This is a genomic window from Tardiphaga sp. OK246 (assembly GCF_900188215.1).
Classification (GTDB): Bacteria; Pseudomonadota; Alphaproteobacteria; order Rhizobiales; family Xanthobacteraceae; genus Tardiphaga; species Tardiphaga robiniae.
In genome coordinates, this window is sequence record NZ_FZOX01000017.1 from 1 (window position 1) to 21,927 (window position 21,927).

Below are 21,927 nucleotides of genomic sequence, written 5' to 3' on the forward strand. Positions count from 1 at the left end.
AACCGTTGGAGGAACCGACATGAATGAGCGTCAGCTGATAACCCGCGCATGGCAAGATGCGGACTTGGAGAAGCTCAAACAGTTGCATGCAGAGGGGGCTTCGCTTCTACGAGCATGTGCGGCTATGAAGCGACCAATGGCTTCCGTCAAAAAGCGTGCTCATGAACTTGGCCTGCATTTCGCAAGTGTTCGAGAAGTTCGGCGCGAGATCAGCGCTCGCGAGCAAACCCAATGACAGTTATTGGGTCTACAGCGCCGAAATGCCCGAAGTGCAATCGCAAGATGACGTCATTTGAAAAGCGAGATTCGGAGTTCAGATGCTCAAAGTGCGAGGTCGATCCGATGGAGCGCAGCAAGGGTTGGCTTTCGAGCGAGTTGAAGCCACCGTCAAGATGACTAGGATGCTGAGCGCAGCCGAACAGGTTCAGCCGCGTAGGAGGCTACAATCGACCCTCTAGTCGTCCTTATAAAAAAACTGAAAGAGCACTCGCACCTGAGCCAAGAGGACCTTTTGGAGATCCGCCGGCTGCCGTGCTCTGTCCGCGAATTGGATAGTCATGAGGACTTCATTCGACAGGGCGATCGACCCAAGGTGTCCGCCATCGTCGTCGAAGGGATGCTGGCTCGCTATCATCTCCTGCCGAATGGCGCGCGCCAGTATTTATCCTTTCATCTCGCTGGCGACATGCCGGATTCACAGTGTCTTTTCATCGAGGCGATGGATCATGCCGTCTGCGCGATCGGCAAGGCCGTCGTCGCCTCGGTCCCGCATCGGGACTTGATGAAGTTATTCGATAGTAGACCAAAGGTTGGCGCTGCAATCTGGCGTGAAACCCTGATCGACGCCGCCATCTTCCGTGAGGCGATCACGAACAATAGCGCGCGATCCGCCCCTGCCCGCATGGCTCATCTCTTCTGCGAGCTTTTCTACCGATCGCGGGCTTCCGGCCTGGCTCGCGGGGATACCTGTGTTCTGCCGATAGGTCTCAATCAACTTGGAGAGGCGCTTGGGCTATCACTAGCTACGGTGAACCGCGCATTGGCGAACCTTCGAGACAGCGACCTTGCTGACTTCAAGAGCGGATCTCTCACAATCAAAAATTGGGCGAATCTGGCGAAATGTGGCGAGTTCAATCCTCGCTACTTGCATCTGCGACGCGAGCCGTTCTGAAGTCAGTAATGTGGAGACGACGCGGAGGGTGCCGCATCACATGGGGCGGCGCTGGAGCGAGGCAATCCAGCACATTGAGCTGGTGACGAGCATAAGCCTCATACTAGGCACTCTAAAGGAATCGGAAGATTCGAACGACCACGCAAATCCCGCTCGATGCCATCTTCCCGCTGGACTTGACGGATCGAGACTGGTTCTTATGCGGTAATGAGCAACATCAAATCAGTTTGTGTCTACTGCGGGTCATCACCCGGCAACGATCTCGCCTACGCGGAAGCTGGGGAGCAGCTGGGCGCGGCGCTCGCTGCGGCGGGAATGAAGTTGATCTACGGCGGTGGCACCACAGGCATCATGGGCGCGGTCTCGCGCGGCGTGTTGGAGAATGGTGGAGAGGTGGGAGCGATCATCCCGAGCTTCCTCGTCGGTCGTGAGACCACCAAGGCTGCGTTGACCATGTTCACTGACGTGACGGTCACCGAAACGATGCACGAGCGCAAGCACCAGATGTTCGAGCGGTCAGACGCCTTCGTGGCACTACCGGGCGGCATCGGCACCATTGAAGAAATCGTCGAGATCATGACGTGGAGCCAGCTTGGCCAGCACCGGAAGCCGATGGTCTTCGCCAACGTGAAGGGGTTCTGGAACCCGATGATCGCCATGCTCGACCACGTCGGCAGCGCGGGGTTCATCCACACCGCGAGCCTCATGCGACCTCTCGTGGTTGATCGGGTCGATGACATCATCCCAACCATTGTCAACGCAATCGTCAAGGACGATGAAGGCAACCCCTCGGTGATGGCCAAGATGTAGCGAAGATCGCCTCCGCAGTGTCTCACGCTCCGTGCTCTGTTCCATCCTGACGTTGATCGATACCACCTCGTCGAGACAGTTCTGGGTAGATGCCGGTGACATGAAAAATACGCACAGCAAAACGCACGCCGAGAACAGGCGGATCATTGAGTTTCCTTTGGTTATGATGCAGGAATTCCGGGCTGAGGATTGATTCCACATCGCCCTAGGCAGGCCCGGCGCTCATGGATTCGGTTGAGCGTCGGGCCGTTTCATTTGCGAGGCATGGCGCGGAACGAATCTTGGTATTGCCACTTTTTTTCGTGGTCGGCGGTTCTCGCAGTGGCTGTCGGCCGGGCTCGGCGGCTCTCCTATCCCTCACCTCCAAGGCCGCCGAGCCTCCGTTGCGCTGCGGCGGTCATGCACAATTCATGGAACGCCATGAAGTCATTCGCCGTTTGATCCTTGGTTTAGACAACGGAGGACGGAGAAGCTCATGCTCGACCCTAACGAACTGCTGAAGCAGGCCGGTGAACTGAACGAAAGAGCATCAATTGAAACGGATCCTGCAATCCGAGAGCGCCTCGCCAGCATGGCAAATAGCTACATCCACCTAGCTGCAACAGAGCAACAAATGGCGTCCCATCCCGTTTCAATCGCCAGCGTAGGTGTCCTGAAACGGCATTCGGCCTTGTGGTGAACGGCGACGAAGCTAGGGTTTTAACCGATGCCGGACGATGGAAAGGTTTTCTAATCTGACGCTACAGTCGATGGCCTACGCTGAGGAGGTATGGATGACTGAAACCCCTGACCGCCGGTCATTCCTTCGTTTAGCGAGCAATGCGATCGCGCTCACCGCAGTGGGCGCCGCAGGTATTCGCTTCATTGATATTGCAGAGGCGATGCCTGTCGCACCTTTCGTGGGAGCAACTGAAAAGCGAGCTGACCTCATCACGCCAGTGCAATGGGGGCCGCCGCACGGACCCGGTTGGAGAAGACGTTCCCGGCGCGGGCATCGTTGGGTGTGTTGGTGGCACCGGGGCCGGCGTCGCTGCGGATGGCGATGGTAGCTTCATTTGGCGTGGTGGCCTTGAGATTGGCGGGGGCGTTCCTGTCCCCGGATATTTACGCCTCGCGTCGCCTGCGAGTGCATTGCGCTCGTCGAGTAAGAGATCGGGCTCGCTTTGACCGAGGCTTCGACGATTCCGAAAGCTTTAATCAATTCGTCCGCACTATCGGTCGGGGGCCGAACCGACAGGTGTGTCATGCGTACTGATCGAGACGACGTTCCTGAGCGATACCTTGCCGTCACCGCAGCCGGGCTATTCCTGCTCTTCGGAAGTTTGCTCGCCATGGCGTTCGGGTAATCTGCGCCTAAGACTAAGACACGGGAGCAGTTCGGCTACGCCGCGCCTGCAACAGCCATGCGCGTGCGAGCTTGGAGATAAAGGGCTTTCAATCTGTGAGTCGCCAGTGCGGATTACTACGTTTGACTTCGGCTGCACGCCAGCAGGAAATCCAACGCCGACATTGCATCCAGATATCGCATTTTGACCCGGCCATTAACGCCAATCGCCTCGTCAATTAACGTCTGATCCGGCACGCGCTTGAAGCCCATTGTCCAGTTCGGAAAGAGCCGGTCTCCATATCCAAGCCCCCGCTGCAGTACGCTGATGTCTCGATGCCGCGGGTCGACGCTGATACGATCGTAAACCCCGATAACATTCTCCGGCTCGCCCTCAAGCACCTGAAGAAAGTCGCCGTCCGAATGGATAAGCATGCCTGTTACTTGAACCGCCTCGTTCCGCGCCCTTGCCTTCTGTAGCAAGTCAGTAAGCTCCTGGGATGAAAACTGCTGATTTGCGGTGCTGAGATACAAAATGCGAAACATAAAGGGCCTCCAACATCCATTAACGCCGGATTTCAGAGAGAGTTCACTGGCTCATTAACGACAACGCCCGCCGAGGACATATCCGGGGCGGGCGCAGTTCTTCGCTCAAGGTTAGTTTGGCAGTGACTATACCCAGGCCTGTGCAGCATCATCTGATCGCCCTGTTTCAGACCTGTCCCTCGTTCTGAAATCTCATCTCGGAGTCGCCGAGCGCATCCAAAACGATGATTGCGCGTTTGATCACAGTCTTCAGGGCTGCATGATATTTAGATACGGACGGTGCACTCATTTGTATCACCTGCAAAACATATCGACTTGAGCAGAGCATGGGCCGGGCTAGACTTGATTTCGCAACGACGCGCTCAGACCCAGACCATCATGCCTAAGAAGCCAATTCCCGCCGACGAGTTGATCTGGCTCTTTCACGAGAAGCTTGCAGGAACGGCCGTGCCCAGCGCCACGATCGCTATTGTCCCCGGAGGTAATAATTGGACGGCGCTGACTAACGCTGCCGACTGCCGGCGGCACCCTGAACTTGCGACCACCGTGGCGCGCATCCAAAAACAGCTTCGTTCCCGGTACAGCCTGAAATCGGTTTGATCTGCCTTTGTGAGCAGGAACTAAGCTGGCAACTGCCTGTTCTATGGTCTCATCGACCAAGGCGGCATTTTGACCAATACGATCGAGTTTGACCGACAGAGCGCCCAAACAGGCGACGAACGAAGCCTCATTAAGGCCCGCTACTGCCGATCGATCTTGAAGGTCGCCGCGATCAGCACCGAGCAAGAAGCCCGCATTTTGCTGAACGGCCTGTCCACCGAGCAGGTCACCACGAACACGTCTGCCGCGATCGCCGAGGCTGAACGAGCAGCTTTGACTGCGATCCGCGACCTCGCCGGATATCAGCACGGTCGAAGCGTCCCCCAAACCTCCAGCGAGTGGATGCGCGCCGCTCGCGCAATTCAGTTGTGGCTGAACGTTCACGACCAATAGACATCGCGCGCGCCATGCGGGGAAGTGGCTTCGAACAAATCCGTTTCCGATGATACGGGCGTATAAGAGGTAGTCCCACTGCCTCGACAACCTCACGCAATCTTCGACAAACGCAAGGAACGAAAATGGGGCGGATCGACGCGCAGCGTACTGAATTCGCCCCTTCCCGCTGTATTTCCAGCGAAGGCATCGATCATGGCGCTGGGATGTCCTCCCGACCAGTCAGGAAGACAGATCGACTCCGGTCAATACCTAGCGCTGCCACCTGCTTCGCCCAAATACCAACGGCTTACAGGCCAAGTCCGTGAAGGTCATGGTTGCTGGTACGCAGTACGCATTTTCTCCAGACAGGAAAAATCTGCGCGTGAGCATTCCGCGAAAATGCCCGGCAAGAACTGAGCCGGTGCGACGATTGGCGCTGCGACTTTTTAGAGGTTCAAAGAACACATCAAACCACGCGACTTCCTGCAACCGACGCGGGTTTCGGCGTGTCATGGCAGCAACAAACGGAAACCCAATCGAAGGTTTAGACTGCTTCTACGTTCCACCTTCTATGACGAGAGTTCCAATACGTTAGACCGCACTCTGGAAACGCCGCAGAAGCTGGCGATGACTTGGGGTGCCTGAACGTGAACGTGAATAATCTGGCTCGGACCGTCTGCCTCGGCGCGGTGAGCTATCTCGCATTGTCGATTGATCTGGCGAGCCCGGCTCTTGCCCAGTCCACCGTGCTCCCGGCCGTCACGGTTGATTCTCCGTCGCGTCATAGCACGCGCCGCGTCACGCCATCGCGCCGTGCAGCTGCCAATCGTGCTGTGCCCCGCCGTGCCGCAACACCGTTGCAGGCGGCTGCTCCCGTGCCTTACATCGTGCCGGGACGCGGCACTGTCGGCGCGCTGACGCCCTCTTATCCCGGCGGTCAGGTGGCGAGCGGCGGTCAGCTCGGCCTGCTCGGCAATCGCGGCGTGCTGGATACGCCGTTCAACCAGACCAACTACACGCGGGATTTCGTCGAGAACACGCAGGCCCGCACGCTGGCTGATGTTTTGGTCAGCGACCCCGCAGTCGGCTCGGCGCTGCCGCGCAATATCGGTCGCGAGCAGCCGGTGATCCGCGGTTTCTTGCTTGGCAACTCCAGCGTCGGCTTCAACGGCTATTTCGGCCTGATCGGCAACAACAACTTCAACGTCCTCGATGCTGTCGAACGCGTCGAGGTCATCAAGGGCCTCAACGGCCTGCTCAACGGCCAGTCGCCGGACGACTCCGTCAGCGGCGCCATCAATCTCGTGATGAAGCGCGCGCGCAACGAGCCGATCGCCGAACTCACCAGCTCTTTCGCGTCGCGCGGCCAGGGCGGTGTGCATCTCGATGTCGGTCAGCGCTATGGCGAGCACAAGGAATACGGAATCCGGTATAATGGCAGCTATCGCGACGGCAAGACTGAGGTGGACAATCAAAGCCTGCGGGATGAGTCCCACGCGCTGGCGCTGGATTATCGCGGCGAGCGCGTGCGCGTCTCCGCCGACATTCTCTACAACGAGTTCAGCGGCAGCGGCCTCGGCGCGCGCAATACGCTCGCGACGTCGCTGCCCGGCGTGCCGGCCGCGCCCTCGCCGACCAATTTCTGGAATCCCGCCTGGACCGGCATCAAGGGTGCGAACACTGCGGCGCTGTTCCAGGCTGAAGTGGATCTCACCGACTGGCTGACGATCTATGGCGGCGGTGGCTTCTTCGACAATGCGATCACGCCGGTCATCTCGAATCCGACCATTATTAATGCCCGCGGCGACACCACGGCGACGCCCTTCGTCAACCGGCAGGATCGCCACAACCACACGGAACGAGCCGGCTTCCGCGCCACGGTCGAGACCGGTCCGGTGCTTCACGAGATCAATTTCAACACCACGCTGTGGAGCAACCAAATCGCCAGTTCGCGCACCAATGGCACGCTGGTCACGTCCAATATCTATAATCCGCAGCCCTCGCCCTTCCAGGCGATTTCGCTGCAGGAGGTGGTCAAGGCCAATACCAGTTCTCTGAACGGCTATGGCATCGCGGACACCATGTCCGTGTGGAACAAGCGCATCCAGTTCACCATGGGCATCCGCCGGCAGGAGGTCGCGTCCGAAGCCTTCAGTGCGGTCACCGGCGCCGCCACGTCGGGCTACGATTCGGCCGCCTGGTCGCCGGCCTACACGCTAATCATCAAGCCGCTCGAGAATGTGTCGGTCTACGCAAACTATATCGAAGGCCTGCAAATGGGCACGATCGTGGACACCACGTTCCAGAATTCGGGGCAGGTGTTCCCACCCTACAAATCCGTGCAGCACGAAATGGGCGTAAAGGTGGATTGGGGCCGCTTCACCACCACGGTTGCCGCCTATGACATCTCGCAGCCGGCTCAGATCAGCATTCCGAATCCGCCGCTGCTGCCGATCTATTCGATCGACGGCGAAAACCGCAATCGCGGCGTCGAGATCAATACGTTCGGCGAACTGACGCCCGGCTGGCGCCTGCTCGGCGGCGCCTCCTTCATGGATGCCCGTCAGGTGAAGACCCAGAACGGCACCAATGACGGCAAGCGCGCGGTCGGCATTCCCGACGTGCAGGTCAGCCTCGGCACCGAATGGGATACCCCATTCGTCAATGGCCTCACGCTGACCGGCCGCGCCATTCACTTCGGCGATGCCTATGCGGACGCCGCGAACCGGTTCCTGATCCCGAACTGGACGCGGTTCGATCTCGGTGCGCGCTACACCTTCGCATCGCCCTGGAACGGCAAGCCGATCACGTTGCGCCTAGCTGTAGAGAATGTCGCCAACAACGCTTTCTGGATGACCAGCTCGGCGGATAGACAGATCTATCTCGGCGCGCCGCGCACCTACCTTGCCTCGACCACGTTCCGTTTCTAGTGCAGCAACTGCGAGGAACGTGGCAGGCATGACCAACGACACATGCAGGACCGGACCGCTTCAAGGCCCGGACCGCGTGCGGCCGCAGGCATGACGCGCATGATCCCGTTCTCGATCTTCATCCACAAATGGACGGGCCTGTTCACGGCGGTGTTTCTCATCATTGCTGGCGTGACCGGGAGCCTTCTTGCCTTCGAGAAGGAGCTCGAGGCTCTCGTCAACCCAGAGCAGTATGTGGTGCAGCCGCGCGTCGATGCGCAGGGGCAACCCGCTGCCATGCTGGATCCGTTCGAGCTGCATACGCGGGCGATCGCGGCGCTGCCGGGCTATCAGATCTTCGGTTTTCCGTTTCTGCGCGAGGCCGATCGTTCGGTCCGCTTCAACCTCACGCGCAGCGATCCGAAGCTGGCCGATGCAGATCAGGCGTTTTTCGATCCGTATGACGGACGCCTGCTTGGCATCCGCAAATACGGCGCGACGCCGTTCGACCGCTCCACCCTGATCGGCTTCATCTACCGCCTCCATTATGCGCTGGCGCTACCGAAGCCTTACGGCGAATGGTTGTTCGGCATCGTCGCGCTGGTGTGGACGGTGAATTGCCTGGTCGGCATCGTGTCGACATTTCCGCGCATTTCGCCATTCTGGCGGCGCTGGCTGCCGGCCTGGCTGATCAAGCGCAATGCCAGCACTTATCGTCTGCATTACGACATCCATCGCGCCTCCGGCCTGTGGCTATGGGGCGTGCTGTTCCTGTTTGCCTGGTCGAGTGTGATGCTCAATCTGCGGCAAGAGGTCTATACGCCTGTGATGTCCACCTTCCTCGAATTCAGGAAGGCGCCGGAGCGCCGCAAGGCGGATGTGAGCAAGCCGCTGCTTGGCTGGCAACAGGCCTATGACATCGCCGTCCGGACCATGGATGACGTCGCAGCGAAGGAAGGCTTCACCGTCAATTTCCGCAGCCAGTTGTTCTACAATCGCGGCTTGGATGCATTCATCTACTACGCCAACACCTCGCGCGACGTGCAGAACGATCGCGGCCAGACCGGCGTGTTCATTGATGCTCGCAGCGGCGCCCTGCTCGGCACGCGCATTCCGACCGGTGAGTATTCCGGTGACACCGTTAGCCGCTGGCTGCAGTCACTCCACATGGCAAAGGTGTTCGGCCTGCCGTATCGCATCTTCGTCGCGATCATCGGCATCGCCCTTGCCGTCAGCGCCTATACCGGGCTGTATATCTGGTGGAGAAAGCGACGGGCAAGAAGAAAGCGTTCTGAAGCCATTTAACGCTTCTGCGGTTTCAGAAGTGGCCACGCACTATCCGTTAGTCGGCTTGCCTGTTTATGAAAAATCGCAGCGCGGTGGATGGGCTTCACCTAGCAAGGCGTTAAAGCCTTGAGAGCAACGCTCGCGTTTGCATTGACCCTATGACATCAACATTCGCGGGTGAAGAAAGGATCGATGTCGGCCGTGACGTCCACGCTCTATCCATATATTGAGATGTACCGCTTCGCAGATCGCCTCCGCTTAAGCCGTATCGCTCTTTTGACGCTTGACGTAGGCTCTACATATCGAGGCGGCATCAATCGCACCGCATGTCCAAGCTCCGTAAGCTCGCGGCCCCAATGGTGGGCCGTAGCGCAGGCTTCCATACCGACTAGGCACGTTAGGCCTTCGTGAAAATTGAAGCAATCGTCCACGCGTTAAACGACGCTGAATAACGATCTTCCCCTCTGTATCGACACCATGCACCTGAATGACCAACTTCGCGAGATCGAGACCAGTCACCACGGCTGCTTCCCTAGCCGTTCTCTACTGATCAATCCCTTAAGGTTGAACTCCTGGTAGAGAGCCGTCCACAGGATCACGAGCTGACGTTTTGATAGCGGCATAGGACCAGACATTAACTGCATTACTCATGATTCTTGTAACCGAACATCGTGGCCACGAACGGGGCCAGTTTGACGAGATGCATGAATTTTCACTCTCTAGTTCCCCCGCGATCCGCGCTTCACGTCAGCCAGGCGCTGCGCTTCATCGTAGGAAAACTCGCCTGCGCCTAACACCTGCACCCGGCTGCGCGGATCCTGCAGCCGATTGTCACTGCGTTTACGGATATCCTCATCGTCTTTTGCACGCTGATCGTCTCCGCCGCCATAGCCGAGCACTTCTACGATGATCACCGATGGCCGTTCGTTGCCATTGCCCTGCTGGCTCGCATCCTTGACCGCATCGGCAGCCGCCTTGTCCTTGGTCTCAGCTGTGAGATTGACCACCGGTGCCTGCGCCTTCGGTACGCCCTTGCTTTCGCCGCCAACCTTGATGTTGTCAGCGTTCAACACGACAAGCGCGGCTACATTAAAGTTGCCGGCGACACGAATGCCGGCATCACCTGCATCCACCGTGCCGGATGGTGCGATCAGATCGAGATCGCCGGGCTCAACGCCGGCGAAGCCGACGATGGTGCCGATGCCGGAGCCGCTGATGTCGGCCTGCTCCTTGGTCAGCGTTACCGTATCCACATCGGTCTCCGTCAACGGCGCCTTCGGCACGCGCGTTGTCTTGGCGCCCTTGCCGGCATCGATATCGCCGAGCGTCGACCAGATCGTTACGTCGCCGCCGCTAAAAGTGAGAATGCGCGAACGGTTCACCACCACATCGTCGCGGGCTGCGATATTGACCTGGCCGAAGCCGAGAGTAACCAGACCATCGCCCGGATTGACGGCCTGATTCAATGCGGCAACCTGAAGGCTGCCGCCCGGGACCAGGATGTTGATGTCGCCGCCATGTTCGGTGCGGACCAGCGAATTGGCTGAGAGCACCGAACCCTTCCAAGTGTCGCCCGGGAATAGTGCCGCGATGGCCTGATAGCCACGCCGGTAGCCGCCATTCAGCGGACGTCCATCGGCATCGCGCTCGTTTTGGTCGCGACCGGCCATCCGGAGCTCCTGCATATAGATCTCGCGCAGGAAACGCTGCTGGGTCAGCGCCGGAAGCGACTGGAATGTCTCCCAGGCCTGTAGCGGTGACAGAGTCCCACCCGTCGTCTGCTTGATGAAGGCGATCAGACCGGTGCGGGTCAATTTGATCGTCCCGTCCGCGAGAGTCTTGGTCTCGTTGACCAAATAGAGCGGTAACACGCGCCCATCGACCGTTGTGGTCAGATAGTTCGGCATCGTGCTCACCATGGACGGATCGAGATAGGCTTTCGACACTGCAGCATAGTCCGGCTGCCGGCCATTCAGGCCAGCGATTATGTCGATCGACGCCCCCGTCTCCGAGAGACCTTTGACTTGCGCATCCTTGACCGGTCCAGATACGTTATAGCTTTCATTGCCCTGACTAATGATCACCTGCGAAGCCGCATGAATGTCTCGTCCGGCCGTCAGCAACAGCGATCCCGGCCCCTGGATGACGGTGCCAAGGGTACGTTCGGTATTGAGATTGTTGTTGAGGACGTCGTTGCCCGCGTTCAGCCATGTTACGTCGGTGGCGTGAAGGTTGCGCAGATTGAGCGTCAAGTCGCGGATATCCGTTTTGGCCGACATCAGCGTCTGTTCGTTGGTGGTCACGTTGCCGCTGCGGATACTGCCGTTCATCGCATAGATACGGCTCGGCTCCCTGTCCCCGGCATTCAAAAGCACGAATGGATTAGCGAACTCGCGGAAATAATCCATGCTGAGCGAGTAGTAGGCATATGGATCAATGGAATTGGTCAATAGCGCGACGAATTGTGCCTCCGACTGGCTCACCCCGGGATTCAGCTTGATGCCACTGCCGAACGGCCGGAGGGCCGTGGGCAGCATCTCGCGCGTGGCACGCGACATCACGAGATTGCCTGGCGTGACGTCCTGCGCGGCCAGCATCGCCAGTCCACCATTGCTGGCGGGAAGCACGTTCATGCGACCGGGATTGGAAATCGAACCGTTCAGCGCAACGATGTTGGTGAGTGCCGGATAGAGATTCGCGTACATATTCGCGAACTGGACGAACAACGTCCCGCTCATGCTCTCATGCCAGAAATTAGTGGTGTTCACGTCCTGCGACAGGTAGTGGACCTGATTGACCAGCGTGATGTTGCCGCCGGTCGATGTCAGACTCAACCGCGTATCGTCGGTCTGGCCGAGCATGAAGGTCTGACCGTCCGATATCGGCTTGGATGGGTCGAGCGTCATCAGCGGATCGAGTACGGCCTGCAGCCGCATGTCTCCTGCCGTACGAACATTCAGTGTCGCGTCCCCGAGTGCCAGCACAGGCGAGATATCGTAGGATGTCATGACACCTGTGGATGTATCGAACGACCGCCCGCGAAGCGTGCGCCCGATGGCGAAGGTGCCTGCATCGAGCGCACCGGCACCGCGCGCGATATAGTAGTTGCCGGCCTTGATGTTGCCACCGGCGACAACGTTCAGCGCGCCGCCATTGTCGATCTGCAGCGCGCGCGAGCCGCCTTGGACCTTGCCGCCGTGAACACGACCGGTGGTAGCGAGCACGACGGTGAGATTGTCGAGATCACCAGCCGCCCGCACATCGATATTGCCGCCGCCGAGAGCGCCGATGCCCTGTGTGAAGCCGCCATAGTTGATCCACCAGGTCGCCTGCTGACCGGTGAACAAGAGATGGTCGTCAGTCACGCCATCCTTCTTCAGCCAGTTGGTGTAGAGCATGTTGTCGGAATTACCGACGGGCAGTCTGGTGCTGACATTGCCATTGGCCGCGATGGCGAGGTTTCCGCCGAAGATACCGTATTCGGCGCCGGGCGGCGCGACAAAGTCGGAATGAACCGTCGTATCGTTGCGGCCCGCGGTGTAGATCACCGATTCGTAGTGCGCGAGCTCGATGTTACCGCCGGCTTGCACAGCGATATCGCCAGTCCCGGTACGGATCTGATAGCCATGGGTCGCATCGCCGACGATCAGCGAACCCTTGCCGGCTGCGAGCGCCGCGAGCGGTTTGACCGACAAGGCATCTGCGGCTCCAAGGTCCGCGCCGGCCACCAGCTTTATATCCCACGAATCTTGCGCCAGCAGCGCGCCGCTCCGCGTGACGTCACTGAAGCCGTCGCTGATATGACCGTTGATGTTCAGGTTTCCTGCGGCACGCAAAGTGAGAGCGCCTTCGCGCGCAGTCAGCCCCGACAGATCCCAATCGACGTTCAGTGAGAGATCGGTATCGCTGCGGATTTCGATGCCCGATGCAACGATGACATCTTTACTGGCATGCAGGCGCGCTTTGATATCGTTGCCGTGGCCGACAAAGTCGTTGGCGACCGTATTGGCATGGTCACGCAGGGCGGCATCGACGGTAGTCACCGTCGTTCCTGGACGCCACACGCCCTCGAGCACCGTAGACCGCGCACCGATGATCGTGGCCATCAGAGTGTCCACAGCGACATAATCGGGGCCGGCAACCTGCTCCGCACGGAAGCGCACCTTGCCGCCATTGCCGCCGGAGACATCGATGGTGCCGCCCCGGACATCGAGGCGACCGCCAGACGCATTCAGCGTGACGCGACCGCTGCCGAGCGCCGTCGTGGACCGCGCGATCAGATTGGCCGTCTCCGTCATCACCAGACCGCTGCCGGCGGAAATCGCGATATTGCCGCCATAGGCCGCGCTGCCATCGACGGTGCCGGTGATCGTGACCTTGCCGGCATCCGTGCTGAGATCGAAGTTTTCCACTTGCGTCACGCCGTCGAGCACGACGTCACCGCTACGGATTCGGAATGAGCGCGAGCGCGAGAAACCGGCGGTAGCCAGTTGTTGAGAGAAACCGGCGAAATCGGGCAACGCACCGATATCGAGCGTGAACGCGCCGCCCCTTCCCGATGCAGCATGCGCATCGATCAGACCATTCAAGGTCACGCTACCGCCACCGGAGGCGATGGCTGCCAGTTTTCCGGCGTCTCCGCCACCGGACGCCGCGGAGAGATTCAGCGTCGAACCGGCATGGGCCACGACGCTGCCGCCAACGGATGTGAGCTCGATACCGCCAGCACTGGCATAGGCCGTGACGTCGTTGAACGTCTTGCCGAACCCGCCGACATCGATGATGGCGCCGCCCAGGATATTGACATTGCCCCCGGTTGCCGTCAGCGACACGCTGCCGCCGAGCGCATCGATACGGCCGCCGAAATCGACGGCGGCACCGGTCAATGCCCAGCGCGAACCGAGACTGTTGACGTCACGAGCCACGGCCGTGTCATGCGAGGCGACCGTCAGGTGGCCTGTGGTGACGATGGACTGGCTCGCACCATTCTCGCCAATGAGGAGCGGCGCCACCAGTGTGAGATTGCCGGATGTGTCCAGTTTGCCATCGTCCTGCCCGGCAACGGCCGTCGCCGCCGTCAGAGTGACGGCGTTGAAGCCGCGCATCGTCTTTGCGCCCGCCCCGAGTACTATGCGCTCGGCATAGACCGCGAGCGTGCCTTGCGCTGCAACCATTGGATCGACGAAATTGCCGCCACTATTGCGCAGCAGAATCGTGTTGCCGGTCACCGTCGTCGCGCCAGCGCTGTAACCGACCATCCCGGCCGCATCGAGCGTGACCGACCTGAGACCGGCCGAGCCGAAATCGATCCCGGTGTGGAAGTCGATCGTGGAGTAACTGCGCAGCGTGAGATTCTGTGCCTGACTGAAGCGGGCCAGACCGGCCGCATCGAATACGAGGCCCGAACTACCGCCGCCGAATCCGATCCTGCTGCCGGACAGCGTGACGTCGATAGCGGAGATCTGCGCCGAATTGGCCAGCGTGGTGTTGCGTGTAGCATCGATCAGCAGCGCCTTGCCGCCGGCAACCACTGCACCGGCACCGATATCGACGGTGCCCGGCGCCGTACCATCGACATTGGTGCGACGAACACTTGCGACGGTGCCGTTGGACAGACGCATCAGCGCGCCATAGTCGCGCGCCGGCGACGCCACTTGCGGCACGATCGTGATATCGCCTGAATCGCTGGTCGAGACACCTTCGGCTCGTAGCACGCTGCCGGCGGCGATGGTGATGTCCCCGTTCGCAGCGAGGATAATCTCGGGGCCGGTCAAGGCGCTGTTCGCGTCGTTACGAACCACGATGCTGCCCGCCTGTACCGCAAGCGATACACCGAGATTGGTTCCCGTGCGGACGCCGCCAAGCAGCAGACTTGCAGCACCGAAATTGCTGAGCCGGCTTGCGTCGATGATCAGATAGCCGCCGAGGCCACTGGTGTCGACTCCGGCCCCGACCACCGCGATATTGGTCGCTGCGATATCGACGATACCCGCGCGACCGCCCGGTGCGGCCTGCGACAGCAACTGCCCGTCCAATACTAGCTGGTCGCGGGCCTTGAACACGATGGCGCCGCCATCCGAAGGGCGCCGCGGTGTCACCACGTCGAGACTGAGCTTGCGGTACTGCGTCAGCTTGAAAGTATCCGAAGCAAAGAAGTCGTTGGCGCCGGCTTCGTTGTATTCAGAATAGGAGCGGATCACGCTGCCGTCCATCACACGCCAATTCGACGCGCGCACATCCGCCGAGCCGTCGAGACCGCTACCGAGACGACCGGACATCAGCCATGTCCCGTCGAGCATTTTCACAGCGTTCCGGACAGAGTTTCCGGTACTCCCGGCTGTGATCTGGACGGCGAATCCGCCGGGCAACAATGCATATTTCGCTGGTAACAGATTGTACCAGCCCGCTTCGAGACCGCCGCCTCCAGCCAGCCAAATGCGGCTGCCCACGGCCACACCACCGTTTTTCGGCGCTGTCGCCGACCGTGACGAGGGAAGAACGGCGTAAACGCCATTCATCGCCAAAATATCGTGCGACCCACCGCTGCCGACGACGAATTCCGAAGCCCGCAGATCGCCGCCGCCGCGAATATCGACTTTCGCGCCCCCAGCCACATTGACCGCCGGGGCATCGAGGAGAAGCGTCTTTTCCGGCGGCGCTGCAATCACGGTCGGCAGACCGCTGCTCACTGGCAACGCCCAGTCTTCACCGTTCAACAGCATGCCGTAAGGCACCGTCAGCCCTTCGCCCGACACCGACACGGTAGCGCCCGCCCCCAATGTGATTTCGCGCGTGGCCTTGAGCGTCAGGCTGCCGAACGGCACGCGCACGGAGCCGTAGATGTCGATGTCTCTGGACGACAGAGTGAGGTTGCCGCCGGCCGACAACGGCGCGGATGGCGCACCGTTGGACAATACCAAGATTCTCTCTGGCGCCTTGATCAGAGCCGTCGTTTGCGTTGATGGATAGATCTGCCCGGCCTGCAGGGTCAGCGCACCATCGACATCGAGCAAGGCCGTCGCGCCAAATTCGAACGCGTGCATGCGGATTTCGTTGGCTACGAGCCTGGTATTGCCGTAGCCGCGGGTGACACCGGACGTGATGTCGATGAGGCCGGCGTCGAGCAGCAGGGTTCCCGAACCACCTGTCGCATTGGCATCCGCCACGGCCAGATCGAGTGTCAGATAGCCGGCGTGAATCTCCGCACTTGCGGCCGGAGTCGTCGCCGAGATTTTGCCGGCGATCGAGACTGCCGCATTCTGCAGATTGAGCACGACGCCGTTGTCGAGCCGGAGCATGCCGGGGAGATTGACGCCCCCGAAGCCGGCGCCGCTGATGGTATCGGCAGACATAGTCATCCCGGCATAGACGGTGTCGTCGATCTGGATTTTCGCTCCCGGCGTGTAAACGCTCGTCGTGCCTATACGCGTTGCGCGATAGAAATACTTGTTGATGAGAACAACGGCCTTCTGGTCGATGGTCGGATCGATGACCCAGGGCACGACTGCACCGCCTCCTTGCGCGTCCGCCGCACGGCCGTTCACGATGCGCGGCGTCAGCCCGATGACCGACGGCAGTGCATTGATCGCAGTTTTCATCGCAATGGGGATTTTATACGCCGCCGTCCCGTATTCGTCATAGACATCGAGATCGAGGACAAGCGTGGAGATCGGCGACCCCGCCATCGTTCCGCCGATGAAATTGTACGTGCCCGACGCGGCGTTCGCATAGTATGTGCCAGTCGCCGCATCGAAGGAATACTGGCCGCCAGTTCCGACCAGCCGGAAGTATCCCATATACGTGCCGGCCATGCTGTTCTGAACGGAGCCAGACGGCACTCCCGAGTCGACGATGTTCAACGTGCCACCGGATGCGCCAATGCCTCCCGCCTTGGCGATCAACCTAGCATCGATCTTCGATCCGACCGGACCCCCGCCATTCAGCATAATCTGACCGCCATCGCTGACCAGGAACAGTGTCGCATCGCTGTCCCGCGCGCGCTGGGGATCGTCGATCACGCCGCCGGTGCCGGACACATCGATCAGCGCCGATGGATCGAGCGTGAGTCCGCCTTTCAGGCTGACAGATCCGCCATCAAGAACATTGCCGCTGCGCAGACCTGTACGCGGATCCGTGTAGATCGTCGCCTCGCCTTTAGCTAGGATCTGAGCCGTGGCAGCCAGCGTCACGATCTTCGCATCGATCGACACCGCTCCCGCAGGTGCGACGATAGTGCCGGCAACGACGACGCCCCCCGTCTTTATTGTGCTGGCAGTATGTTGCGAGAGGGCAATGCTTCCCCGAACGTCCGTCATCAGAGTAGCGCCAGCATTTACTGTGACCGTATTGAACGCCGTAATGCCCAGGCTGGCCGGCTTACGCGCCAGACGTTCCTGCAAATCCAGTACCCGAACGGTGCCGATATCGGTCAGCTTCGTCCCCGTTGCAACGGACGATAGGTTGACGCCGCTCAGATCGACATTCTGTGGCGACTGACTGACCGTTACGCCGACGGGAATCGTGGCGTTGCCCATCGTGGAGATGGAGACAGCGCGGAAGCCGCGATCCGCAAACAAGGTGTCACGCAGATGGAATGTCGCGGCATCTGCCGGCGCAGTTCCGCCGACCTGTACATCAGCGAGTACGCCGATGTTGAGCGTGCCGCCGGATCCGGCCGCATAGCCACGAAGATCGACGCCGTCGAGACTCTTGTTGGAGAGGTTAGTGACCGTGATCGAGCCGGCGTCGCCCAATTTTAATTTCGTCTTTGCGCCATTCGCACCGAGCCTGGCACCACCGGAGACATCGATAGTGGCTCCGGATGCAATGGCAACCTCGCCTTTGACCCCTGATGCCAGCGCATTGGAATCGACTGCCAAAGCGACGCTGCCGCCATTGATCTGCGAAAACGGCGCCGGTCCGCCATCGGCAGCGTCGTTGAGCCAGCTTCCGCTGACGTCAAGAATCGCCTTGGCACCCACAACTATCTTGTTGCCGACTCCAATCGCGATCGTGCCGCCAGCGATGCGGATACTGCCGTTGATTTCCGCGGTGCTCGGCAGTGCGCTGCTGGGGCTGCCGTGCTGGAGGACGTTCAATGTTGCGCCCGGCGTCAGATCGAGATGCGCGCCCTCCTCGAGCTTGAAGGTCTTGTTGTAAGTGACGTCGATCCTGCCCATGCCAGATCGGTTGAGGATACCATCGTCGATATAGGCTGTCTTGGCGCGAGCGGGCTGTTCGCGTGCGGCATCGGCCGAGTTCGATTGCGGATCGTAGAAAGCGCTCGGCAATTTGCTAGCAAGGGTGAAGCCGCTGCCGAGCGTCGGGGCAGCGTGTGTAATCACGAATGTTGAACCCAGCCACGGTCCCTCTGGAACGCTGCCACCGCCAAATTGTAGGTTGCCGGCGGTGGCCGGCTTGCCATTTGCCGCCTGGCGTCGGCCCGTGATGACATGGCCGTCGAGTTCACCCTCTATGGCCAGACCGGCGCCGTCATAGATCAGGATGCTGCCGGCGTTGCGGCCTTCGAGATAACCTTGTTCGAAACGTCTTGCGGTGTTGCGATCTAATGGGGTCCGCCACGTCTCCGTCAGGTTGATGCGCTCATGACGGCGCATGAAGCTGCCGGGAAATCCGACATATTGCTGGTCGGGCATTGCGTTGCCGATATCGTAGATACGGCCATCGACGCCGAGCAGTTTGGTCGTGGTGATCCAGCCATCGGTGTAGCGTACCGAACCGCCGGACACGTCGAGCATCGCACCGGCACGGATGATCGTCTCGCCGCCCGCCCTCAGAGAGATCTTGCCGCCGGCGGTCGATAGTTCGGCGAGGGTCGTATTGCCGGTTCCGATCCATCCACTGACATCGCCGATCGGCGTCCCTTCCCAGCGTCCGGTCTGGTAGGTGCCACCCTTGTCCTTGAACCACTGCACGCCCGCCATTGGGCCATCGGCAAATGTCCCATTCACACGCTTGTCAATATGAATCGTCGCGCCGCGCAGCCACGAGTCGATGTAGAGAACGTTGTCACGCAACTCGTTGATCCGCAGCTCCGCTGTCACATTGTTGGTTTCCATCGCGAGCACCACGTCACGCAGACCACCGACGCTGATCAGCGCATCGGAATCGATATATATGCGGCTGCCATCATCGGTCTTATCCAGCGTGCCCGGGACAGCGCCGGGAATCGCCGGCGGAAGCTTGCTGGCGATCACCGTGATCGTACCAGAAGGTGCAACGACGCTGGCTCCGGATTGAATGTCGATCAAAGTGCCACGCAGATCGACCGCACCCGCGCGATAACGCGTTCCGACATTGCTCTGCTCGATGACGCTGGTATCGGTCAGGTCCGGCATGACCGTGGTGAGGCTGCCCGAACCGAGGCTCAGTTTTCCGCTGCCCCACGAATAGAGGCCACGACCGGACGCGAAGTCGGTGTGAACCCCCAAAATGCCCTGACTCCAGGCGCTGATATTGATGGAGCCGTCTTGATTGTTGAGCGCAGTGGATGCGACCACCGTACCGTTCTGTTGGATCTCCCGGCCCTTGATCGTAATATTGCCGCGGGGAGCTTCGATGGCTCCGGTATTCGACACGAGATATCCGACGCTGGCGGCACGCGCGTCCATTTCAGCCATCACCGCCACGTAAGCCGGGCTTATGTTGGGGTTGCCGACCGCCCTGCTCAGTAGCAAATAATTCGGAAGAGCCGCCAACGGCGACGACACGGCAAAGTCAAGGCCGCGTATCGTACTGCTCGCGTCATTCAACTTCGGATCCGCTAGCCAGACATTTTCGCCAGCTCCGAAAAGCACCTGGCCGTTCGGCGTCCGGATTGTTCCGGCATTGGCAACACGCGGTGCGAACAACATCGCCTTGCCACCGCTATGACTTTCGATAATTGCGCCCGCCTCGACAACGACATTTCCTGGCGTCCGGCCGTAATGAACGATGTTCGTCGGCTCCGTGTCGGTCGAACTGTCCCCTAAGGTCGGAATACCATGGTCGAAGCCGTCGCTCCCAAAGATGGAGAGCGTATTGTTGATACCTGCACGAAATTGTTCGTTGCTCAGGCTGAGCGAGGACGCCACGAATGTGTGGACATTGACCTGGCTCGATCCGCCGAACACGATGCCGTTGCGATTGATGACATAAACTTGCCCATCGGCCTTGATGGTGCCGAGAATCCGGCTCGGCGCCAGCGACGGATCATTGATACGATTGAGCGCAATCCAGTTGGCCTTGTCGGCACCGCCGGCCGTCTGGTTGAAATAGAGATCCGTCTCGCGACCGATGTTGAATTTGTCCCAGGTCAGGATCGCCTTGGCCTCGGTCTGCTTGATCTCGACCTGCGTCCGTCCGCCCGCGACCGTCTGCGTGGGTAAATTGGCGCCCTGCCACAGACCAGCGCCGCCATCAGTCGTGCCGGGGACTGCACCGGGCGCCACGACGAGGCCGCCCGGCGCCAGCCCATTCGGCACCGCCGATGCCGCAGCGGCAGCAGCCGCTGCCCGCGCTGCCGCTTGCACGCCACGCATATTCTCCATCGCGGCCGATGCGCGACGCATAGCCAGCGACGCCGCTTGGGCGGCCTGTTGGGCGCCAGCCTGTGCCGCCACCGCGGCCTGCGTGGTCACCGGCGTGGAAGCGCTCCCGTTCAGATTGCGGGCACCGGCGGCGCCCATCGATCCGGTCAAAGCCAGCGCACTGGCACCTGCGAGAAGCACCGCCCGGCGGACGATGCGGGAGGAGCGACGGGCACTGGCATGGAATTCGGACATGACTGCACTTTCAGATCTGGCAAAGCGAAGCATCACAGAATGTTTGCGATGCTCTCGTCATGCTGATCCCGATTGCAGGCGCAAACCGAAACGACCGAATGAAATTTATTTGAGAACGCTCAACCGAGCAGAATGATGCCACCCGGCAGCGCCGTCACACGTGCGTTGAAAATGTGCTCTATCTGATGCACGACTTGGTCCACGTTCTCGATCCTGAACCGGGCACTGAAACGTTCACGTCCAAGCGCCGCATTGGTCAGGATGATCCGGCCGCGTCGATAGCGATTGACCTCAACGACAACATCGGCAACCGGCATTGCCTTGAAGATCATGAGGCCGCTCTGCCATGCGGTCACCGTGCCCGTATCGGCCGCCGATGTGACGCCGACTCCTTGATCCGAATAGACGATCTGTTGTCCGGCCGTCAGGATTTGTCTGGCTGAGTTGCGCTCGATCGTCGTCTCACCATCGATACATGTCACGCAGACCGATGCCGGGTCGCGCCGCACATTAAAGCGCGCACGGCGTGCGACGATGTGGCCACCTCCCGCAACGACCGTCAGTGCTGACGAGCTTTGTAGTGGCGTCGCAACCACGGCCTCGCCAGTCAATAATTCGATACGATCGTCGCCAAACGTCGAGGGTAGCATGGCGATGCTGGTCCGCGTGTTCATGTCGACGGCGATATTGTCGAACAGCTTGATCTGCCGGCGCTCGCCGATATCGGTCCGGTAGTCGGCCGCGAGTTCCGACCATGACGGCCACAGATCGAGCGGCGGGCGGACAGCAACGACCGTCGCTGCCGCAGCCGACGCCGCCAACGCACCGCTAATAAAGAGCCGACGGCTGGGTCGCACAACGCGCATCGCACCAGCCGGATGCGGTGTCTCCGATGCTGCGGTGCCGATCGTCTGCCACGCCCGGCTGGCGCGATCGAAGGCTTCCGCATGCGCGGGATCGCGCGCCGCCCAGCGCTTCAGATCGTCGATGTCCTTCTGGCTTGCATCGCCCGATGCAAATCGCGCCACCCAGTCATAGGCGTCGCGGTCCGGAAGGCCTGTCTGCCTCGATGTGTCTTCAGCCTTGGCCATCGCGTCCATATTTCGTCGATCGTCGCGTTAG

General features: G+C 60.3%; 11 protein-coding genes and 1 pseudogene. 8 read left to right on the top strand and 4 right to left on the bottom strand.

Translation table 11 applies throughout. The features are described from left to right. The 4 genes from CHC01_RS32895 to CHC01_RS32150 form a co-directional block, all read left to right on the top strand. Positions 1 to 235 (top strand): hypothetical protein (locus CHC01_RS32895; RefSeq protein ID WP_210421729.1); only part of this gene is annotated, 235 nt, incomplete at its 5' end. Between the two features lie 258 nt (positions 236 to 493). Further along, entirely contained in the window at positions 494 to 1,171 is a 678-nt protein-coding gene (locus CHC01_RS31655; RefSeq protein WP_349636638.1) for a Crp/Fnr family transcriptional regulator, read from the top strand. A 207-nt stretch (positions 1,172 to 1,378) separates the two neighbouring features. Continuing rightward, positions 1,379 to 1,981, top strand: coding sequence for an LOG family protein (locus CHC01_RS31660; RefSeq protein ID WP_089268286.1), 603 nt, complete (start codon positions 1,379 to 1,381; stop codon positions 1,979 to 1,981). 475 nt (positions 1,982 to 2,456) lie between these two features. Further along, positions 2,457 to 2,660 (top strand): hypothetical protein, encoded by a 204-nt coding sequence (locus CHC01_RS32150; RefSeq protein WP_141137220.1) that lies wholly within the window; start codon positions 2,457 to 2,459, stop codon positions 2,658 to 2,660. A 783-nt stretch (positions 2,661 to 3,443) separates the two neighbouring features. Here the strand turns inward: CHC01_RS32150 and CHC01_RS31665 are convergent. Then, positions 3,444 to 3,851, bottom strand: a complete 408-nt coding sequence (locus CHC01_RS31665; protein WP_089268287.1) for a BLUF domain-containing protein — start codon at positions 3,849 to 3,851, stop codon at positions 3,444 to 3,446. A gap of 378 nt (positions 3,852 to 4,229) precedes the next feature. On the opposite strand from CHC01_RS31665, the gene CHC01_RS31670 reads away from it, so the two are divergent. The 4 genes from CHC01_RS31670 to CHC01_RS31685 all read left to right on the top strand — a co-directional run bounded on the left by CHC01_RS31670 (position 4,230) and on the right by CHC01_RS31685 (position 9,040). Continuing rightward, positions 4,230 to 4,451 (top strand): hypothetical protein, encoded by a 222-nt coding sequence (locus CHC01_RS31670; protein ID WP_089268288.1) that lies wholly within the window; start codon positions 4,230 to 4,232, stop codon positions 4,449 to 4,451. Positions 4,452 to 4,520: 69 nt separating this feature from the next. Further along, a complete protein-coding gene (locus tag CHC01_RS31675) occupies positions 4,521 to 4,844 on the top strand; it encodes a hypothetical protein (RefSeq protein WP_089268289.1) in 324 nt (107 codons plus the stop codon). A 635-nt stretch (positions 4,845 to 5,479) separates the two neighbouring features. Next, positions 5,480 to 7,756: a TonB-dependent receptor gene (locus CHC01_RS31680; protein WP_244558598.1), complete on the top strand. Its 2,277-nt coding sequence runs from the start codon at positions 5,480 to 5,482 to the stop codon at positions 7,754 to 7,756. Between the two features lie 90 nt (positions 7,757 to 7,846). Further along, on the top strand, positions 7,847 to 9,040 hold the full coding sequence (locus CHC01_RS31685; protein ID WP_176454767.1) for a PepSY-associated TM helix domain-containing protein: 1,194 nt from the start codon (positions 7,847 to 7,849) through the stop codon (positions 9,038 to 9,040). A 243-nt stretch (positions 9,041 to 9,283) separates the two neighbouring features. Here CHC01_RS31685 and CHC01_RS33255 read toward each other — a convergent pair. The 3 genes and pseudogenes from CHC01_RS33255 to CHC01_RS31695 all read right to left on the bottom strand — a co-directional run. Then, a pseudogene (locus CHC01_RS33255) lies at positions 9,284 to 9,544 on the bottom strand (IS110 family transposase); the annotation flags it as partial. A 197-nt stretch (positions 9,545 to 9,741) separates the two neighbouring features. Then, the gene (locus tag CHC01_RS31690) at positions 9,742 to 20,805 is read right to left on the bottom strand and encodes a filamentous hemagglutinin family protein (protein ID WP_176454768.1); all 11,064 of its coding nucleotides are present in this window, start codon (positions 20,803 to 20,805) and stop codon (positions 9,742 to 9,744) included. Positions 20,806 to 20,924: 119 nt separating this feature from the next. Further along, the gene (locus CHC01_RS31695) at positions 20,925 to 21,896 is read right to left on the bottom strand and encodes a FecR family protein (RefSeq protein WP_176454769.1); all 972 of its coding nucleotides are present in this window, start codon (positions 21,894 to 21,896) and stop codon (positions 20,925 to 20,927) included. Positions 21,897 to 21,927 lie beyond the last annotated feature (31 nt).